The organism is Streptomyces sp. NPDC087845, assembly GCF_044742755.1.
Classification (GTDB): domain Bacteria; phylum Actinomycetota; class Actinomycetes; order Streptomycetales; family Streptomycetaceae; genus Streptomyces.
This window is the reverse complement of sequence record NZ_JBIUVC010000008.1, coordinates 306,606-324,779: the sequence shown is the minus strand read 5'-3', so window position 1 is coordinate 324,779 and position 18,174 is coordinate 306,606. Positions and strand designations below refer to the sequence as shown.

The following is an 18,174-nucleotide window of genomic DNA, read 5'->3' as shown; positions in this document are numbered from 1 at the left end:
CGTGGGGGGGGGGTGGTGGGGGGGGGGGGGGGGGGGGGGGCGGGGGGGGGGGGGGGGGGGGGGGGGGGGGGCGGGGGGGGGGGGGGGGGCCCCCCCCCCCCCCCCCCCCCCCCGACGGGACATCCGGGGGAGAGGCCGGGGCCCAGCGCCGGGTCACATGGTGCGGTCCACGAAGAACGGGAGCAGCGCGAGGATGTCACCGAGCGCGGCCGGGGCCAACGGAACGCTTTCCAGGCTGCGACGCGCGCTGTCCAGGTGCTGTTGCGCCTCGGCCAGGGTCGCGGAGCGACCACCGGCTTCCTCGACGAGATCGGCTGCCCGCCGGGCGCCGGCGGCATCGAGCGGATCGCCGGTGCCGAGAAGTGAGGCGAGGCGCCGGGCGGCGGGGTGGCCGGCGGCCAGGGCCGCGAGCACGGGGTACGTCTTCTTCAGCCGGCGCAGATCGCCGTGCACGGGTTTTCCCGTGACCTCCGGATCTCCCCAGATTCCGAGAAGGTCGTCCACGGCCTGGAACGCCACGCCGAGATGCCGCCCGGCCCCGGCGAGGGCGTCGACGGTCGAGGCCGGGGCTCCGGCCAGCACTCCGCCCAGCCCCGCCGCGCAGCCGAGCAGCGCGCCCGTCTTGTGCTCGGCCATCGACCGGTACTCCTGCGGGCTCACCGCTTCGGGCCCGGTCCAGGGCCGGGTCTCGAAGAGCAGGTCCTCGGCCTGACCGCGCACCAGGTCGGTCAGCGTTGCGGCGAGATGCCGCACCGCCGTCGCGCCGTGGACACCGGGCGCCTCGGCCAGCGTCTGTACAGCCAGTGCGAAGAGCGCGTCGCCCGCCAGGATCGCGGGGCCGGTTCCGTACTCCTTCCAGACGGTGGCGCGCTGCCTGCGGGTCTCGTCGCCGTCCATGATGTCGTCGTGGAGGAGGGAGAAGACATGGATCAGTTCGACGGCGACCGCGCCGACGACAGCCTCCTCCGCGGGTGCTCCGGCGGCTTCGGCGCCGAGCAGCGCGAGGGCCTGGCGTACGCCCTTGCCCTGCGAGCCCGGGACGGGACTGCCGTCCGCCGCGACCCACCCGAGGGAGAAGGCGGCCATTTCCGTGTGCCACGGGTGCAGACGCTGCACGGCCTGCACGAGCGCCGGGCGTACGAGGTCCCGGCAACGGGCGAGGATCTGCGGTGCCGGGGCCTGCCGGGTTGCGGACGCTGGTGTCATCGCCGCCCGCTTTCCTCGTGCGTCCGTCCGCGGACCGGTGCCACACCGAGTTCGGCGTATGCCTTGTCCACCATGTCCCGGGCGTTGAGCAGCCCGATCCGGCTGAGGGTGCGGCGCAGTTCGTCCAGGTCGGCGGCGGTCTCGTCGAGGTCGCGGCCCAGCCGGGCCAGCGACTTGACGAGACCGAGCCGGGCCAGCGCCTCACCCCGGGGTTCGGTCATGGCGCGGAACTCGGCGAGCGCCTCCTCGTAGACCTCGCGCGCCTCCTCGTATCGGCCGGCGCGGAAGAACACGTTGGCGCGCATCTTGTGGTTGTACGCGAGCGCACTGGACAACTTCATCTCACGGCACGTGAGTTCGGCTTCCGAGAGCAGGGTCAGTGCGCGCTCCGGGTCGTCGTCCCGCAGGGAGACGATGTCCGCCATGCCCCGCAGGGCCCACGCCCGGCCGCGCCGGTCGTCCGCGTTCCCGGCCAGTTCGGCCGCCTCCTCGAACATGGCCAGGGCGCTGTCGAGCGATCCGGTGTTGCGGTGGATCTGTGCGATGCCCTCCAGGGCCCACACGGTGTGGCGTGCCTCGCCGCGGGCGCGCGCCTCGGCGAGCAGCTGTTCGTGCAGAGCCGCAACGGTCCGGTAGTCGCCCTGTATTCGCCCGGTCTCGGCAAGACCGGCGAGGGAGTAGCCACGGGCAACGATGTCCCCGCCGCGTTTCCCCATGTCGGCCGCGAGCCCCAACAGCCTGAAGGCGAGCCGGAGTTCGCCACGTTGCCGGGCGAGTGTCCCGCCGCTCCACAGGGCCCAGGCCATCGCCCCCTGGTCGCCGGCCGAGCGGGCCGCCCGGTAACTGGCCTTCCACGCCTGATCCGCGTCCTTCACGTTGCCGAGCCTGCGATGTGCTTCGGCCACTGCCAGCCCGCACCGTGCCACTTCCTGTTGCGACCCGGTGAGTTCGGCTTCCCGCAAGTGACGTACTCCTTCTGCCAGTACATCCGTGAGAGAGGAGTTCACCGACATCTTGGTGAGGGCGCCTTGGTACTCGGGCGCCAGTGCCTTGCTGTGCATGGGAGCCTTTCGCGCGTAGCCGGACCGATGGCAGAGCGACTATTCTCTTCATGTATACATTCAGTGCATAGTCGACTGGTGATCGGCCCCGGGTACTCGTAGTGGGGGCTTGTCACTTGCGGCGAACCGCCTTGCTGTAGATCAAGACGGTGCTCGCGTGTCCGAGGTTGCTCCGCGGTCAACGGAAGTCGAACATCGCTCGTCGCGACGTCCCGTGACTCTACGTCAGGTGAGTTGTGGCCTTCGCGCCAGGGGGCGGTGGCCCCGTGCAGGAGGCCGGTGTCGAGCCGCCCCCGCCCCGGCCGCGGGTGTGCGGTGCGGCTGGGGCTGCCGGGCCGGTCAGGGCAGTCGCAGCTCGACCCAGGGGATGCTGTCGTCGGGCAGCAGGTACCTCTCGACCTCGACGAACCCGTGCGCCAGTGCGAACCGAAGCCCGTCGGCGCTGCAGGAGAGGACGACCGTCTCGATCATGTCGGCGCCGGACGCCCGCGCTCGCTCCGGTCCTCGCGCGTAGAGCTCCGCGCCGAAGCCCTGCCGGCGGTGAGGGGCGAGCACGCGGGCGATCACTGTGGCGGTCGTCGGCCCGGAATCCGCGGCACTCGTCGGCGGACGCACGGTCGAGCACCCCACCAGGACGCCGTCGAGATACGCGACCTCCAAGTGGTTCCGCCGAGCGCACTCACGGACTTCGTCCAGGGACAAGGGCGCGGTGGGGATGATCACGTTGTGGACGTGCTGCCAGTCCTTGAGAGCGGCGTCACTCTCCGGCTGTTCGATTCGAAGGTTTCTCACCGGGGCAGGGAATCCGCGCGCATGACCACACGGCAAGCGTGTTTTCCGCGCACGCGCGTCGGACCGGCGCCGGGTCCTCGGCTCCATGCGTCATCTGCCGAGCGGCCTGCCCCACGAGGCGGGGGCGACCGCGGCGAGACCGGGCCGGAGAACCGGGCGCCGCTCGTCGTGCCAGACGACGGTGAGAGGAACGTCGAACGGGAACTCGACGTCGGAGCCGTCCTCGAACGAGACGACCACATGCGTGTCCGGGCCGGCCGGGTGGTTGTCGACCCACTGCACGTGTTCCACCACGGCCGTCAGGGCGCCGCCCGGGCCGACGAGCCGGTAGCCCTCGTCCACGTCCTGGGACCGCACGGGCATCAGCGCCGGCTGGTCCTTTGCCGCTTGCTCGTTCCGGTAATACGTCGTCATCCGGCCAAAACTACCTGACATCGACTTCCGCCGAGTCGCACGACCGCAAGCGATTCGGCGCTGCCATCTCCCTCCGCGGCGCCCCGAGGGCGTGAGCGGTTACTGATGCTCCGCGGGCTCTGGCCGTAGTAATGGACAGAAACGTGGGGGAAGCTCTCGTGGATTCGTAGCAATCGCTTACATCCTGGCACGCGGCTCGTACGTCACTCCGATGCTGTTGATCCCAGGGGAGTCTCCGGATGCGCTCTGCCCGAATACCGCTCCTCACCACGCTTCGTAAGCTGCTTGAACACCACCTCGAAGACGACGGACCGGGGTCAGCCGGTCACGGTGACGGGCAACGCGGCGGCGGCGACGGGAGGCCGGACCGCCGAGGGCGTGGCCGGACGCCCTGCGAAGCGCCGCCGACGCCTTCTGGTTAAGCTCGACGGGGGGCCGAGTACCAGAACGACGGAGGCTCCCATGACGACGCTCGAACCACGTGATGTGGCCCCTCGCCTGGCCGTCGGTGCGTTCATCCTGAACTCCGGCCTGGGCAAGCTGAAGGCGGACGACGAGACGGCCCAGGGCGTGCACGGCATGGCCTGTATCGCCTACCCGTTCCTGAAGAAGATCGAAGCCGGACGATTCACCCGGCTGCTCGCCTGGTCGGAGATCGCGGTCGGCGGAACCCTGCTCACCCCCTTCGTGCCGACCCGGCTGGCCGGACTGGCACTGACAGGGTTCTCCAGCGGCCTGCTCGGCCTCTACCTGCGGGTGCCGGGAATGCGGGAGCCCGGCAGCCTGCGGCCCACCCAGAACGGCATCCCGCTGGCCAAGGACTCCTGGATGCTGGGTATCGGACTCGGCTTCCTGGCCGCGGACCTCCGCTGGGCGGGCGGGTGCGCGTCCCGGTGTCCCCGGCGGCGGACCCGGGGCTGAAGGGTCAGCCGGCGCCCGGACGAGCAGCGGCCGATCGCTCGTTCTGCGCGGCGGGCGTGTGGGCGGGAGAGGGTGTCGAGTACAGGCGCCATACGCGGGCCGGTGGAATGTTGGCCCACACGGTGCGTCCCTCCGACGCCCCGCGCAGCCGGCATTCGGCGAGTACGGCCTCCACCGCCCGGTGCCGGGCGACTTCGGCGGCGGGGGCCACCAGTCTGCGGGCGCGGGCCGTACCGACGTACGCGAAGTACGTCAACGACCCGCCCGGGCGGAGCAGTTCCAGGTAGCGGTCCATCAGCGAGGCGACCAGGTCCGGGGCGAAGTTGGTGAAGGGCAGACCGGAGACGATCACGTCGTAGGACTTCCGCGTGGCCAGGTGTTCGACAGGGGTCTCGTGGACTTGGGCCCGAACCGGGCTCCGGAGCCGGTCGGGACGGCGGACGCGGGGCCGGGAACGCGAAGGGGAGGGCGTTGCGAACCCTCCGCTGTCCGGCTGCCCCTCATGGACGATGTTCCGCAGGACCGCCGCGAAGCGCGGGTTCGCTTCGACCACGTCCAACGAGCTGCCGGGTGCGAGCAAGGGCAGCAGAAAGCGGGTGACGGGGCCGGTGCCGGCGCCCACCTCCAGCACGTCCAGCGGTTGTCCGGCCCGCTCGGCGGCGGGTGCGCAGAGCGCGGCGGCGAGTCGGCGGCTGCTGGGTGCCACCGCGCCGGTGATACGGAAGCCGCGTACGGCCTCGGTGACGAAGAGCCGGGTGTCGGTGAAGCGGGGCCATGAAGTCATACCGGCGACGCTAGGCATCGGGGGATCTCCGGGAATCGGCCGTTGTATCCGGGCGAACCCATACGGATGTCATCAACAAGGCGTACGGAACCCCCACCGAAGTAGGGGGCGAACGCGACCAGAGACCGATGGGCCCGGGTGCCGGGGCTGCCTACGATCGGCCGGTGGAACGCGAATACCCTCATCGGGGTCCGGTATGGACCGAGTGGTTGCTTTCCGGCGCGGTGCTGCTGCTGGTTGTCCAGGGGGTGGTAAAGGCCCGCCTCGGTATGCAACCGCCGGCCGTCGGGCCGGTGGCGGCCGTCCTGGCCGCGCTGGTCCTGCCACTGCGCTGGCGCGGCCCACTCCCGGTGCTGGGTGTCGCGCTGGTGGCGCTGATCGCGCAGGGCGCGTACGAACCCGTGACGGTGATGACCTTCCACCTGTCCGCCCAGGGGCGGGTCCGTCTTGCAGCGGTGGCCGGGGCGGTCGCGGGGGTGCTCCCGTGGGTGTGCGCCGCGCCGCTGAGCGGGGGCGTCACTCCGGTGTACGGCGCCGGACTGCTGTGCGCGATGGCTCTGACGGCGGGGCTGTGGTGGCACAGCCGCCGACGCCTGATCGACTCACTGGGCGAACAGGCGGAACTCCGTGCCCAACAGGCCAGGTCGGCCGAACGGGCCCGGATCGCGGCCGACATGCATGATGTGCTGGCCCATCGGCTGAGCCTGCTGGCGCTGCACACCGGGGTGCTGGCGTTGCGGTCGGAATCGCTGCCGCCGCAGACCGGCGAGCGCATCGCCCTGCTGCGTGCCACCTCCACGCAGGCGCTGGACGATCTGCGGGATGTGCTGGGCGCCTTGCGCGCGGAGGACGACATGGGCACCGACGTCCGGGAGGGCTCGGGTCGGAGGAAGGCCCCGGCTCACGCGATCCGGAACCTGTACCAACTCCTCGACGAGGTAGGGGCGACCGGCCAGGAGGTGGCGGCCGAGGTGACCGGCGATCCGGACACCGCGCCCGCCACTCACCTGATGGTGGTGCACCGGCTCGTTCAGGAAGGTCTCACCAATGCCCGTACACACGCACCCGGTTCGGCCGTTCGGCTGAGGGTGCACTACGGTGCGCCCGCCACCGAGGTGGAGCTGGTCAACCACCCTTCCGCCGGTCCCGAACCGCGTACCGAGGGGGAGGCCCGCCAGGGCTTCGGGCTGATCGGCCTCGCCGACCGAGTGGCCGGGCTGCACGGCCGCCTCGACCACGGCCCGGGGACGGACGGCGGGTGGCGGCTTGCGGCCCGGCTGCCCTTGCACGCACAGGGCGGGAACACGGGGCGGACGCCGAACGGCGCTCGCGGAATGCCGGTGCAGAAGGAGACCGGAAAGATGCCGGTGGCGCGGTCCGAGAGACGCAGCGGATGGTTCCGGACGGGGGCCCGGTGGTGAGCGCGGTGATCAGAACGATGGTGGTCGACGACGACGCCCTGGTCCGACTGGCCCTGACCGACCTGCTGGCGACCGACTCCGGCGTCGAGGTCGTCGCTCAGGCGGCCGACGGTCTCCAGGCGGTGGCGGCGGCTGCCGCGCACCGAGTGGATGTAGCCCTCATGGACATACGGATGCCCAGGCTGGACGGCATCGCGGCGGTCGAACGGCTGCGCCTGCTGCCCCACCCGCCGCGCATCATCACGCTGACCACCTTCGACCTGGACGAATACGTGTACGAGTCGCTGGCGGCGGGCGCCGACGGGTTTCTGCTCAAGGACTCGGACCCCGCGGAGATTCTGCGGGCCGTGCATGTCGTGGCCGCCGGATCGGCGATGCTGCATCCGTCGGCAGCCCGACGGCTGATCGACCGCTACCACCGCGGCGCCCGGCCGGGCGCCGCCGCTGCCCGGGGGAGGGTGGGGCGCCTGACACCGCGGGAGAGGGATGTGCTGGCGCTGCTGGCCGAGGGCGCCACCAATGCGGAGATCGCCGACGGGCTCCGCATGAGCGAGAGCACCGTGAAGGCTCATGTGAGTCGCATCCTGACTACTCTGGAGGTGGGCAACCGTGTCCGAGCGGCTCTGGCCGCGCGGGACGCCGGGCTGACGGATGGCCCTCCGTTGCCGCATGCGTAACGGTGGGTAACTGCCCGGAGTGCGGTGTACCGGAAAACCTGGTTCCGTGGCGGAGTCCGCTCCGCCCACAGATCCAAGGAGTGATCATGAGCGAGTCAGAGGAATACCGCGGTCGCATAAAGGAAATGCGCGCCAAGGCGAAGGACCTCCAGGACGCCGCCGAGCGCACCACCGACCCCAAGGAACGCCAGCGCCTGAAGGACAAGGCCCGCAGGATCGAAGCGGAGAGCGACCAGGTCAGCGGCATGGCGAGCGGGGACATCTACCCCATGGAGTAGTCGCCCCCGCGGGGCGGTCGAGCCGGGCGGCAACCGCATGCCCCGGCCGTTTCACGCCGGCGCCATGGGCGCGCCGCCGCAGCCGGCCCCTGAGCGCCGCCGTTCAGGGGCCGCCTACGCCGGTTTTGTCCACGGCCGGGGAATCCTGGCGCGGGCCGCGCGTTGAACAAGGGCGTGAGCTCCGTGATCGCATCCACCCGGTTTTCCGTACTCGACCGCTCCCGCACCCGCGAGGGGCATGACGGCCCGGAAGCGCTGCGTGACACCGTGCGCCTCGCCCAGGAGGCCGAGGCGCTCGGGTACCACCGGTTCTGGGTGTCCGAGCATCACGGAGTGCCCGGTGTCGCCGGGTCGGCACCGACCGTACTGGCCGCGGCGGTCGCGGCGGCGACCTCCACCATTCGGGTCGGTACGGGCGGTGTGATGCTGCCCAATCACCAACCGCTGGTGGTGGCCGAGCAGTTCGGTGTCCTGGAGTCCCTCTTCCCCGGCCGGATCGACATGGGCCTCGGGCGCTCGGTGGGCTTCACCGGCGGTGTCCGCAAGGCACTCGGCCGGGACAAGTCGGCGGCTGAGGGGTTTGCCGGGCAGCTCACCGAGCTGCTCGGCTGGCTGGACGGCACGCAGAGCGCCCACCCGCAGGTCCATGCCCGCCCCGCCGAGGGACTGCGGGTCCCCCCGTTCGTGCTGGCCGTCGGTGAGGGGGCGGGCATCGCGGCGGCGGCCGGGCTGCCACTGGTCGTCGGGGACCTCCGCGGCCGGGAGGAACTGCTGCGGGCGATCGACCGCTATCGCGGGGAGTTCCGTCCCTCGTCCTGGGCCTCGCGGCCCTATGTGGTCGTGTCGGGCACGATCGCGCCGGCGGGGTCCTCGGAGGAGGCCCGGCGCCTCCTGATCCCGGAAGCCTGGGCCATGGCGTACTCCCGGGCGCACGGCGTGTTCCCGCCGCTCGCCCCCGCCGAGCGGGTCGAGGCACTGACCATGACGGAGAAGGAACGCGGTTTCTACGAGAGCGGATTGCGCGGTCACCTCCATGGCACGGAGGAGGACGTGTCCGCAGCGCTCGAATCGGCCATCGAGGAGACCGGTGCGGACGAGGTGCTCGTCACCACCAGCACCTATGACCGCGCGGCGCTGACGGACTCCTTGCACCGGCTGGCCCGGATCGCGGACCTGGCCGGCTGACCGCCGGGGCGTCCGACCGCCCCGGTCGCTGCCCACCCCCGGCCGCCTGCGGGGGGTGCGCCCCATGGCTGCAGGACACTCACCCGTATCGCCCGTATCCGCGCAGCGCGCGGCAATCCTCCGGTGGTTCCCGCCGTCACACGTGGCACGCTTGGCCCCCGTATGTCCCGGACCATCCGAGGGAGACGTGCCACGTGCCGCGGAACCAGCCGGCGGAGTCCCTCGCCACCCCGGCCGTGCTGGCCGAGGAGCGTCGGCTCCGCAAGGAGCTCGGATTCTGGGGCCTGACCGCGATCGGCTTCTCCAACATCCTGGGGTCGGGCTGGCTGTTCGCGGCCATGTACGCCGCCCGGACCGCCGGCCCCGCCGCTCTGCTGTCCTGGATCGCGGCCGGCGCGCTGTGCGGCCTGGTCGCCCTCGTCATGGTGGAACTCGGGGCCACCCGTCCGGAGGGCGGCGGCACCGTGCGCTGGCCGTTGTACGCGAGCGGGCGGCTGGTCGGCACGGTGATCGGCTGGTCCGTCCTGCTGTCGGTCGGCGGGACGGCGGCGGAGATCAGCGCGATCATGCAGTACGCCGCGCACTATCTGCCGGGGCTGCACACGGGCGGAAGGCTCAGTGCCTCGGGCCTCGGTGTGGCCGTCGGGCTGAGTGTCCTGTTGACCGCGCTCAACTGGTTCGCCGTGCGGATGTTCGCCCGGCTGAACAACCTGGTGTCGGTGTTCAAGGTCGTCGTCCCCGTCGTCACGGTCGTCGCGCTGTTCCTCTCGGGCACGCACTCCGGGCGTCTCACCGACCACGGCGGCTTCGCACCGTACGGCTACGCGGCATGTCTGACCGCTCTCGCCGGTGGAGGCATCGTCTACTCCGTCAACGGGTTCCAGGCCCCGCTCGACTTCTCGGGGGAGGCCCGCAACCCGCGCCGTAACGTGCCGGCCGCCGTCCTCACCGGAATCGGCCTCGCTGTGCTGGTCTACCTCGGGCTCCAACTGGCGTTCCTGTTCACGGTGCCCGAGTCCCTGCTCGGCGACGGCTGGCAGGGAGTCGACTTCGAGTCGCCGTTCGGGCAGCTCGCCCTGGTGCTCAATCTGCACTGGCTGGCCACGCTGCTCTACGCGGACGCGGTGATCTCTCCCGGTGGTTCGGCCTATGTGGGGGTGGCGATCGATGCCCGGCACACGTACGCCCTGGCGAAGAACGGACTGCTGCCCCGCTTCTTCATGCGGATCGATGCCCGTTCCGGCATGGCGCACCGGGCACTGGTGCTCAACCTCGCCGTCATCGTCGTCTTCATGCTGCCCTTCGGCGGCTGGCAGGACATCGTGAGTGTGATGGGCGACATGTATCTGCTGACCTACGCGGCTTCGGCCGTCGCCGTCGCCGTGTTCCGGGCACACGAGCGCGGGAGCGGAGTGCCGCGGAGGGCGGGCGAGGTGCCGGGGGTGCGCTGGATCGCGCCGGTCAGTTTCGTCGTGGCCGCCGAGTTCGTCTTCTGGTCGGGCTGGCACGACCTGCGGCTCGCCCTGCCGCTCGTTCTGCTCGGTGTCCCGCTGTTCCTGTTCCAGCAGCGTCGTGCCGAAGGGCCTTCGGTACGTGCCCAGTTGCGCCACGGTGCCTGGCTGGTCGTCCATCTGTCCGCGCTGACCGTACTGTCCTGGCTCGGTACCTTCGGCGGTTCGGGGCGCCTGCCGGCACCGTACGACTCCGTGGCGGTCGGGGCCGTGTCCCTCGGCGTCTTCGTATGGGCCGTGCGCTCGGGCGCCGACCACCTCGGAACGGCCGAGGCCCCGGCACCCGCGGCCTGAACGGAATCGCGAGAGGCAGGCCCCGGAAGGTCCCGGTGGCCCTGCCATCGACCGGCCCCCGACGGTGCATGAGGGAAATCGAGGGTTTCCGGTGCCTCCGGCCGGGCGCCGGTGAGGACCACCGGCCGGCCCCGGCCGGTTCCGCGCCCTAGCGGTTCAACAAGGCTGTGGCGATGGCGACCTGGGCCGGCTCCAGTGCGGTCCTGCCGTCCTCGATGTCCCACAGCGCGTTCTGGAGGACGCGACCGAGCGTCCAGCCCGTCGCCCGTTGCCGGTCCAGGCCGAGTACCTCGGTCAGCAGGTCGAAGCGGCGGAGCACCGCGCGTGTCACGTCGCCGGTCGCCACGACCTCCTGCCAGCGGTTGTCCATCGCGGGCAGCAGCTCGAACCCGGGGTCGCCGGCCAGGGGTTCGGGGTCGATGGCCAGCCAGGGTTCCCGCTGCCCGGCGAGGATGTTGTCGTAGTGCAGGTCCCAGTGCAGCAAGCGGTCGCCGGGTTCGCCGATCAGTTCGGCGACCGCGGCCGCGCAGGTGCGCACCAGCCGCTGCTCGGCGGGATTGCGCAGACCCGGCACGGCACGGGGTACTTCGTCGAGCATGGCCGCGGCGATGTCGGCCAGGTGCCGGAAGCCCTGTGGCGCGGGTACCGCGACCAGGCGGGCCATCAGCTCGGCCAGGATCTGCAAGGCGGCGCTGTCGTCGGCCACCGACGACAGCGGCCGGGCCGCGTCCAGCCGTTCCAGCAGCATGGTGCCGGTGTCCGGGTCGTGGTCGAGCAGGTGCACCACTCCGTTGCCGTTCCAGGCGCGCAGGCCCGGTGCGGCGTCGATGTTGTCCTCGGTGACCTGCTGGAGCTTCAGCACCGCGAGTGCGCCGTCGGCGCGGGTCACAGGCAGTACGAGTGAGGCCATGCCATGCCCCGGAGGGCCGTCCGGCCGCAGCGTCCAACGGTCCAGGAACTCCGCGGCCAGCCCCGGCAGTGCGGTGATCCAGGCACGGCCGGATGCGCCGCTGTGCCGGTCGTACAACGCGGCGAACGCCTCGGGGACGTCGATGGGGTTCGACGTGCTCATGTCGGTTCTTCTCCTTCGTCGGAATCGGGTTCGCTCAGGTACGAAGGAGTTCGGGGGGTGCCCGGATTCCGGGCAGGCGTCAAAGCATGGCTCCATTCTACCGGGGACGCCGAATTGCCCCGCGCGTCAAGGGCGATGACCGCACGACACGTCGGGGTGCGGCGCGTGTCGATGGCAGGAGAGGGGCGGAAGAACGGGGATCGTGGGGGCATGAACAGCGTTGACCTTGTGACGGACGCGTTCAACCGCGTCCAGGAGGCGGTGCACTCGGCGGTCGAGGGGCTGTCACCCACCGACCTCCATGCCCGCCTCGACGCCGGGGCGAACACGATCGCCTGGCTCGTGTGGCACCTCACCCGAATTCAGGACGACCACGTCTCCGATGCGGCCGGCATCGAGCAGGTCTGGTTCACCCGGGACTGGGCCTCCCGCTTCGACCTGCCCTTCGAGAAGAATGCCACCGGGTACGGACACAGCCATGCGGACGTCGCGGCCGTGCAGGTGGGCTCACCCGAACTCCTGCTCGGCTACTACGACGACGTCCATGAACAGACCCTCGATTTCCTCGGCGGACTCGACGGCAGGGCACTGAACCGCGTCGTCGACGAGGCGTGGTCGCCGCCCGTCACCCTCGGGGTCCGCCTGATCAGCGTCATCGCGGACGACCTGCAGCACGCAGGCCAGGCGGCCTTCGTCCGGGGCTCGCTCGAACGCCGGTAGAACTCCCCTCGGGTGCAAGCCCGTTGCCCGCTTGGGGCGTCGGTGCGCTCCGACACCCGTTCCGGCCCCCTGGTCCTCCGGGGCCGAGGGCATGGACCACATGGCCTCGGCGTCCGGGGGACCCCGGCGTTTCAGACCTTGAGGCCGATGCCGCTCACCGCGTGCCCCTGCTGGGCGTCCGCCGGGCTCTGGGCGGGGTCGGGGCGCCAGGTCGACGTCCGGACGACGCCCGGCTCCACCAACTCCAGGCCGTGGAAGAAGTCGGCGATCCGTTCCGGGCTGCGCAGATGGTACGAGCTGGCCGAATTGGCGTTGTAGGAGGCAACGGCCAGGTTCAGCGATTCACTCGTGTTCGTGCCGTCGCTGAGGGCCAGGTAACTTCCCGAGGGGAGTGCGTCCAGCAGCCGGTCGACCAGCGACCACGGGTCGTCCTCATCGGGGAGCTGGCCCATGATCCCGAGCATGGTCAGCCCGATCGGCCGGCTGAAGTCCAGTGTCCTGGCTGCTTCGGCAAGGATCGCGTCGACGTCCCTCACATCGGCGTCGATGTACGCGCACGCGCCCTCGGGGGTGCTGGCGAGCAGAGCACGGGCATGGGTCAGGACGAGCGGGTCGTTGTCGACGTACACGATCCTCGACTCCGGGGCCACCCGCTGGGCGACCTCGTGCGTGTTGTCGGCCGTGGGCAGGCCCGTGCCTATGTCGAGGAATTGACGGATGCCCGCCTCCGCGGTCAGGAAGCGCACGGCGCGGGCCAGAAAGGCTCGCTGAAGCCGGGCGATGTCGGCGAAGTCCGGAAACGTCTTGAGAATCATGTCGCCCATCTGATGGTCGACGGTGTAGTTGTCCTTGCCGCCCAGCAGGTAGTTCCATACGCGTGCCGAGTGCGGCCGGTCCGTCTGAAGCCTGTCGGCCGGCGACTGCGAAGATGTACTCATGGCCAGATCTTCACATATGCCTCCCGCACATGCCTGAGGTATTGATCACCACCGAGGACGCGAAGGAGGTTGCGCCTCCGGCCGGAGCACAACCGGGGAGCGGATCTGCGGACAGCCGGTCAACAGCCGCGGGGCGCGGTGGAGGTGGTGATTCCGGTGCCGGTCTCCCCTCCAGGTCGGGGCGTTGACTGCGGGGAGCAGCGACATCGCCGTCGTCGCACGTACCGCATAAACCAGGTGGAGGTCGGCCGGCCACGGTGATGGGATGGCGCGATGCAACGTGACGCGCCGGACATCGTGGACCGGGGGCAGTACCCGAACGCGCTGACGCCCTGGGAGCAGGAAACCTGGCGGGAGGAAGCACTCGGATGGGCGGAGCGCGGGCTCGCCGCTCACGGACTGCGTGAAACGGGGCCACGGAAGGTGAGGCTCCGGCCGTGGTCCGTGCTGGTACGGATGTCCGTCGGGGGACGCGACGCCGTCTGGTTCAAGGCCAACCCGCCTGCCAGCGCCTTCGAGGCGGGCCTGACCGAGGCGTTGTCCCGCTGGGTGCCCGCGTACGTGTTGAAGCCCCTCGCCGTCGACGCCGGCCGCGGCTGGTCGCTGCTCCCGGACGGCGGCGCGCTCTTCAGGGACGTACTCGACTCCGCCCGCGGCCCGGTCGATCCACGCGCCTGGGAGGAGCCACTGCGCCAGTACGCCGGAATGCAACGAGAACTCCTGCCGTACACCGAGCAGATCGAACTGCTCGGTGTCCCCGGCGCCCGCACGGCCGCGCTCCCCGGGACCCTCGACCGGATGGTGGACGGGAACACCGTGCTGGAACCCGCCGGCCTCAAGGCGTTGCGCGCGCTCCGGCCGCGCCTCGCGGAGTGGTGCGAGGAGCTTGAGGGCGCGGGCATCGCCGACACCCTCGACCACTCCGATCTGCACGACGGTCAGCTCTTCGCGCCCGAGCCGGGCCGTTTCACCTTCTTCGACTGGGGCGACGCGGCCGTCGCCCATCCCTTCTGCAGCTTTCTGGTTCCCGCCCGTCAGGCCAGCGAGCGGTTCGGGCCCGAGACGCTGCCCCGGTTGCAGGACGCCTACCTGGAGCCGTGGGAGGGCAACGGCCGGACGAAGGCGGAACTGCGGCGCGCGGTGAGTCTGGCGTGGCGGCTGGGAGCGATCGGCCGGGCCGTCTCCTGGGGACGCCTCTTTCCCGGTACGTCCGGCACGGCGGGCGAGGAGGAGAGCGCCCGCTGGCTGCTGGAACTCCTCACCGAGCCACCGCCGCAGCTGTCACTGCCGCTGTAGCGGCCCTCGCGCCTGCCGGAAGAGCGGAAGCAGGTGCTCGCCGATGGCGAACTCGCGAGTGGAGCCGCGTCGACGGCTCCACCGCCGAGTATGTCCACCGTTTGCTCACCGACCCGCCGCTCCCGCACTCGGCAGCCGCCCTTCGACACCCCCTGGTTCCGGAGTCACCGCGACCGGGCGGCGCATCGGCCGAGTGAACGAGCCGGGGCCGGTGCAGGGTCCGGCGCTCATCCGTCGATGAGGAGATTCTTCGCGAGGGCCCTCGGCACCGGGTAGATCCGCTCGGGCGGCAGCAGCCGCTGGGCCTGCGCGGACCGGCCGCCCTGCTTGAGTGCCGCGATCTTGCGGACTTGCGGGGTGACGTCGGTGAGGTCGACGACCCAGTCCTCCGCGAAGGTGCGGATCAGCCCGCGTCCGATTCCGACCTGGATGCTGTAGTGATTGAGGGCCGCCCCGCGCAGCGAGCGTTCGGGATCCCACTGGACGTGTACGGGAGCCCGGCCGACGGCCGCCGGGTCGGCCGTCGTCAGCACGGCCTGGGAGAGAGCCTCCTCCCATCCGGCACGGGTGATCCGTACCGCCAGGATGCGCTCCTGCCCCGGCTTCTGCGCCCAGTTGCTGCGGTGCATGAGCCACCGGAACGACGGTTTGATCCAGGTCATCCGGTTGAAGGAGAACGGCGTCACGAACCGTTTCGCCCGCAGGGACGGATCGGCGACCGCCGGTGAATAGGCCTGGTAGACCACCATCGTCTCGGCATCGAAGTGGGCGCGCACTTGGTACTGGGCAGTCATGCGCCACAGGCTGCCAGGCGCCCGGTTCCGTCGCGAACGGGTTTTCGCTCCGCCCGACCGGACTGTTCATGCCCTCGCACCCTGGTGTTCGTCTTCGTCGCGGCGCACCGTCGGCGAAACGGTTTTTCGTGCGGCGCCACCATTCGGCCCCGCTGCACGGCTGCCTAAGGTTCCCTCACTCGGCGGCGGCGTGCCGCTCCCTCGGAGGTGACCATGGCCAGCACCGCAGGCTCGGAGACGAGAAGCAGAACGAGGCGAGGGACCCGGTCCGCGGCTGCGATGGCCACGGTCCTGGGCGTGGTCGCCACCGCGGCCGCGTGCGGTGGCGGCTCGGCCGCCAACGACGCCGGCGGGTCGGCGGTGGTGTTCGCCGTGGCCGCCGATCCGGGCACTCTCAGCCCCACGACCGCGCTGGCCAGCACCGCACTGTCGATGAACTCCTTCGCGTACGACACGCTCGTGCACGTCGCGGCCGACGGCAAGGTCGTATCCGGTGTGGCCGAGAAATGGTCCGCCACGGCCACCTCCGCACAGTTCACCATCCGATCCGGGGTGACCTGCGAGGACGGATCGCCGCTCACCGCGGACGATGTGGCCGCCGAGTACAACCACATCGCCGATCCGAAGAACCAGTCGCCGTTGCTGGGGCTCTCCGTCCCCGTCACCGCCGTGGCGAAGGCCGACAGGGCGAGCCGGACCGTCACCGTCACCACGACGAAGCCCGCGCCGTTCATCGTGGAGATGTCCCGGCTGCTGCCGCTGCTCTGCAAGAAGAGCCTGGCATCACCGGCCGCGCTGGCCAAGGCCACTGCCGCGAGCGGACCGTACCGGCTGACCGAAGCGGTTCCGGGCGACCACTACACGTACGTCAAACGGGACAAGTACACCTGGGGGCCCGGCGGATCCCACGCCACGGACCTCCCCGGCAAGCTCGTCTTCAAGGTGGTCGCCAACGAGTCGACCGCGGCCAACCTCCTGATGGCCGGGCAGATCAACGGGGCCGTGATCAACGGCGCCGATCAGGACCGGCTGGACGCGGCCAAGGTGAAGAACGAGAGCTCCGAGGCGCTGTCCGGGCAGTTCCTGTTCAACCAGGCCGCCGGCCGTCCGGCCGCCGACCCGGCCGTACGCAGGGCGCTGGTCTCCGTACTGGACCTGAAGCAGCTCGCCAACGTCGCCACCGGCGGGAAGGGCAAGCCCGCCACCGGCATCGGCGAGACCGCCCCCACTCCCTGTACCGGCGACACGGTGACCGGGAACCTGCCCGCCCATGACACCGGGCAGGCCGCCGCCGCACTCACCGCGGCCGGCTGGGCGAAGAGCGGCGGCACCTGGGCCAAGGACGGCAAACCGCTCGCCGTCGGGCTCAGCTACCCGACCAATCAGGGCCCGCAGGTCGCCTCGGCGGTCGAACTCGCCGTACAGCAGTGGACGTCCTTCGGTGTGAAGGCGTCCGCGAAACCCACCGGCTCATCGAGCATCCTCAGCACCCTCAGCGGCGGCGACTGGGACGTGGCCTGGGCGCCCATCGGAGTCACGCTCCCGGACCAGCTGACCCAGTTCTACGACGGGCCGCCGCCGCCGAAGGGCAACAACTTCGGCTCGATCGACAACCCCGACTACCACCGCCTCGCCGCGCAGGCCGCGGCGGAGCCCGGCGCCTCGGGCTGCGCCCTGTGGGAAGCGGCCGATGCCGCCCTGGTCAAGCACATCGACATCGTGCCGATCGTCAGCAGGCCCATCCGCTACTACGGAAAGGGCATCACCTTCCAGGTGGACGGTGCCGGTATCGTCCCCAGCACGCTGCGGCGGAGCGCCGGCTGATGGCGACGATCACCCTGAACTCCCTGGGTGCGACGGTGCGCAGTCCCTGGGCCGGCTTCGCCCTGCGTCGCGCCTGGCGGCTGGTGGTGTCGCTGGCGGCGCTGGTCACGGCCGCGTTCGCGATGATCCATCTGATCCCCGGCGACCCGGTGCGCTCGTCGCTCGGCACCGCCGCCGACCCGGCGCTGATCGCCGCCCGCAGGCACTCGCTCGGCCTGGACCAGCCGCTGCTGAAGCAGTACGGCGATTTCGTCGGCCACCTCTTCCAGGGGCGGCTCGGTGACTCCATCGGCGCCCAGATGCCCGTCTCCGAGATCATCTCCAGCCGGCTCCCGGCGACCCTGCAGATCGCCGTCCCCGCCTTCGCGCTGATCCTGCTGCTCGCCATCCCGGTCGGGATGACGGCTGCTGTGCTGACCAAGGACGGACGCAGACGGCGTGGCGAGCTCGCCTTCACCGGCGTCACCGGATTTCTGGGCGCGGTGCCCGAGTTCCTGCTGGCGGTCGGCCTGATCGCGGCGTTCGCGGTGGCGTGGCCGGTCTTCCCGGTGGCGTCGCAGGGCGGCCCGGACTCCTACGTACTGCCGGTGCTGGCACTCACCGTCGTCCCGGCGGCGACCCTGTCGCGCATCGTGCGGGTCGAGACCCTGCGGGTGCTGGGCGAGGACTACATGCGGACCGCGCGGGCGAAGCGGCTCCCGGCCCGGCTGCGCTATCTGCGCCATGCGCTGCCCAACCTGCTCACCTCCTCGCTCACCCTGGGCGGCCTGCTGTTCAGTTCGCTGCTCGCCGGCACCGTACTGGTCGAGAACGTCTTCGCCTGGCCCGGCCTCGGCACGACGATCGTCCAGGCGATCACCGAGAAGGACTATCCGCTGGTCCAGGGCGTCGTACTGGTCTACGGGGCGGCCGCACTGCTGATCACCTTCGCCGTCGACGTGGCCGTGGCCGTCGCCGACCCCCAGTCCACCGTCCGCGGGAGTTGA

General features: G+C 71.0%; 18 protein-coding genes. 10 read left to right on the top strand and 8 right to left on the bottom strand.

Features of this window, described 5'->3' with window-relative positions:
• Positions 1 to 153 precede the first annotated feature (153 nt).
• From ACIOMQ_RS22380 to ACIOMQ_RS22365, 4 genes are all read right to left on the bottom strand, one after another.
• A complete protein-coding gene (locus ACIOMQ_RS22380; protein WP_362202711.1) occupies positions 154 to 1,206 on the bottom strand; it encodes a polyprenyl synthetase family protein in 1,053 nt (350 codons plus the stop codon).
• Positions 1,203 to 2,267, bottom strand: coding sequence for a tetratricopeptide repeat protein (locus tag ACIOMQ_RS22375; protein ID WP_362202708.1), 1,065 nt, complete (start codon positions 2,265 to 2,267; stop codon positions 1,203 to 1,205). Before ACIOMQ_RS22375 ends, ACIOMQ_RS22380 begins: the two co-directional genes overlap by 4 nt.
• 339 nt (positions 2,268 to 2,606) lie before the next feature.
• Positions 2,607 to 3,059, bottom strand: coding sequence for a GNAT family N-acetyltransferase (locus ACIOMQ_RS22370; RefSeq protein WP_402189979.1), 453 nt, complete (start codon positions 3,057 to 3,059; stop codon positions 2,607 to 2,609).
• 90 nt (positions 3,060 to 3,149) lie between these two features.
• Positions 3,150 to 3,473, bottom strand: a complete 324-nt coding sequence (locus ACIOMQ_RS22365) for a hypothetical protein (RefSeq protein WP_401265289.1) — start codon at positions 3,471 to 3,473, stop codon at positions 3,150 to 3,152.
• A gap of 462 nt (positions 3,474 to 3,935) precedes the next feature.
• On the opposite strand from ACIOMQ_RS22365, the gene ACIOMQ_RS22360 reads away from it, so the two are divergent.
• The gene (locus ACIOMQ_RS22360) at positions 3,936 to 4,394 is read left to right on the top strand and encodes a hypothetical protein (protein ID WP_362202700.1); all 459 of its coding nucleotides are present in this window, start codon (positions 3,936 to 3,938) and stop codon (positions 4,392 to 4,394) included.
• 4 nt (positions 4,395 to 4,398) lie between these two features.
• Here ACIOMQ_RS22360 and ACIOMQ_RS22355 read toward each other — a convergent pair whose 3' ends face one another.
• The gene (locus tag ACIOMQ_RS22355) at positions 4,399 to 5,178 is read right to left on the bottom strand and encodes a class I SAM-dependent methyltransferase (RefSeq protein WP_401987357.1); all 780 of its coding nucleotides are present in this window, start codon (positions 5,176 to 5,178) and stop codon (positions 4,399 to 4,401) included.
• 164 nt (positions 5,179 to 5,342) lie between these two features.
• Between ACIOMQ_RS22355 and ACIOMQ_RS22350 the strand changes: the two genes are divergently transcribed.
• The 5 genes from ACIOMQ_RS22350 (at position 5,343) to ACIOMQ_RS22330 (ending at position 10,544) form a co-directional block, all read left to right on the top strand.
• A complete protein-coding gene (locus tag ACIOMQ_RS22350) occupies positions 5,343 to 6,599 on the top strand; it encodes a sensor histidine kinase (RefSeq protein ID WP_402189976.1) in 1,257 nt (418 codons plus the stop codon).
• A 5-nt stretch (positions 6,600 to 6,604) separates the two neighbouring features.
• Complete coding sequence (locus ACIOMQ_RS22345) at positions 6,605 to 7,276, top strand: response regulator (protein WP_401265283.1); 672 nt, start codon at positions 6,605 to 6,607, stop codon at positions 7,274 to 7,276.
• An 86-nt stretch (positions 7,277 to 7,362) separates the two neighbouring features.
• The gene (locus tag ACIOMQ_RS22340; protein ID WP_389793581.1) at positions 7,363 to 7,554 is read left to right on the top strand and encodes a DUF6381 family protein; all 192 of its coding nucleotides are present in this window, start codon (positions 7,363 to 7,365) and stop codon (positions 7,552 to 7,554) included.
• Positions 7,555 to 7,728: 174 nt separating this feature from the next.
• Positions 7,729 to 8,739, top strand: a complete 1,011-nt coding sequence (locus ACIOMQ_RS22335; protein WP_402189973.1) for an MsnO8 family LLM class oxidoreductase — start codon at positions 7,729 to 7,731, stop codon at positions 8,737 to 8,739.
• A gap of 194 nt (positions 8,740 to 8,933) precedes the next feature.
• Positions 8,934 to 10,544: an APC family permease gene (locus ACIOMQ_RS22330; protein WP_401754402.1), complete on the top strand. Its 1,611-nt coding sequence runs from the start codon at positions 8,934 to 8,936 to the stop codon at positions 10,542 to 10,544.
• A 148-nt stretch (positions 10,545 to 10,692) separates the two neighbouring features.
• Here ACIOMQ_RS22330 and ACIOMQ_RS22325 read toward each other — a convergent pair whose 3' ends face one another.
• Positions 10,693 to 11,616, bottom strand: a complete 924-nt coding sequence (locus tag ACIOMQ_RS22325) for an aminoglycoside phosphotransferase family protein (protein WP_362202679.1) — start codon at positions 11,614 to 11,616, stop codon at positions 10,693 to 10,695.
• Positions 11,617 to 11,826: 210 nt separating this feature from the next.
• Between ACIOMQ_RS22325 and ACIOMQ_RS22320 the strand changes: the two genes are divergently transcribed.
• On the top strand, positions 11,827 to 12,336 hold the full coding sequence (locus ACIOMQ_RS22320) for a DUF664 domain-containing protein (RefSeq protein ID WP_362202676.1): 510 nt from the start codon (positions 11,827 to 11,829) through the stop codon (positions 12,334 to 12,336).
• 131 nt (positions 12,337 to 12,467) lie between these two features.
• On the opposite strand, the gene ACIOMQ_RS22315 is transcribed toward ACIOMQ_RS22320, so the two are convergent.
• The gene (locus ACIOMQ_RS22315; RefSeq protein ID WP_362202673.1) at positions 12,468 to 13,274 is read right to left on the bottom strand and encodes an SAM-dependent methyltransferase; all 807 of its coding nucleotides are present in this window, start codon (positions 13,272 to 13,274) and stop codon (positions 12,468 to 12,470) included.
• A gap of 273 nt (positions 13,275 to 13,547) precedes the next feature.
• Between ACIOMQ_RS22315 and ACIOMQ_RS22310 the strand changes: the two genes are divergently transcribed.
• Positions 13,548 to 14,570 carry an aminoglycoside phosphotransferase family protein gene (locus ACIOMQ_RS22310; RefSeq protein ID WP_402189969.1) on the top strand — a complete coding sequence of 341 codons (1,023 nt, stop codon included), beginning with the start codon at positions 13,548 to 13,550 and terminating at the stop codon, positions 14,568 to 14,570.
• Between the two features lie 227 nt (positions 14,571 to 14,797).
• On the opposite strand, the gene ACIOMQ_RS22305 is transcribed toward ACIOMQ_RS22310, so the two are convergent.
• Entirely contained in the window at positions 14,798 to 15,364 is a 567-nt protein-coding gene (locus tag ACIOMQ_RS22305; protein ID WP_362202667.1) for a DUF4291 domain-containing protein, read from the bottom strand.
• 279 nt (positions 15,365 to 15,643) lie between these two features.
• Between ACIOMQ_RS22305 and ACIOMQ_RS22300 the strand changes: the two genes are divergently transcribed.
• Positions 15,644 to 17,188 (top strand): ABC transporter substrate-binding protein, encoded by a 1,545-nt coding sequence (locus ACIOMQ_RS22300; protein ID WP_401265270.1) that lies wholly within the window; start codon positions 15,644 to 15,646, stop codon positions 17,186 to 17,188.
• Positions 17,188 to 18,174: an ABC transporter permease gene (locus tag ACIOMQ_RS22295; protein ID WP_362202661.1), complete on the top strand. Its 987-nt coding sequence runs from the start codon at positions 17,188 to 17,190 to the stop codon at positions 18,172 to 18,174. Before ACIOMQ_RS22300 ends, ACIOMQ_RS22295 begins: the two co-directional genes overlap by 1 nt.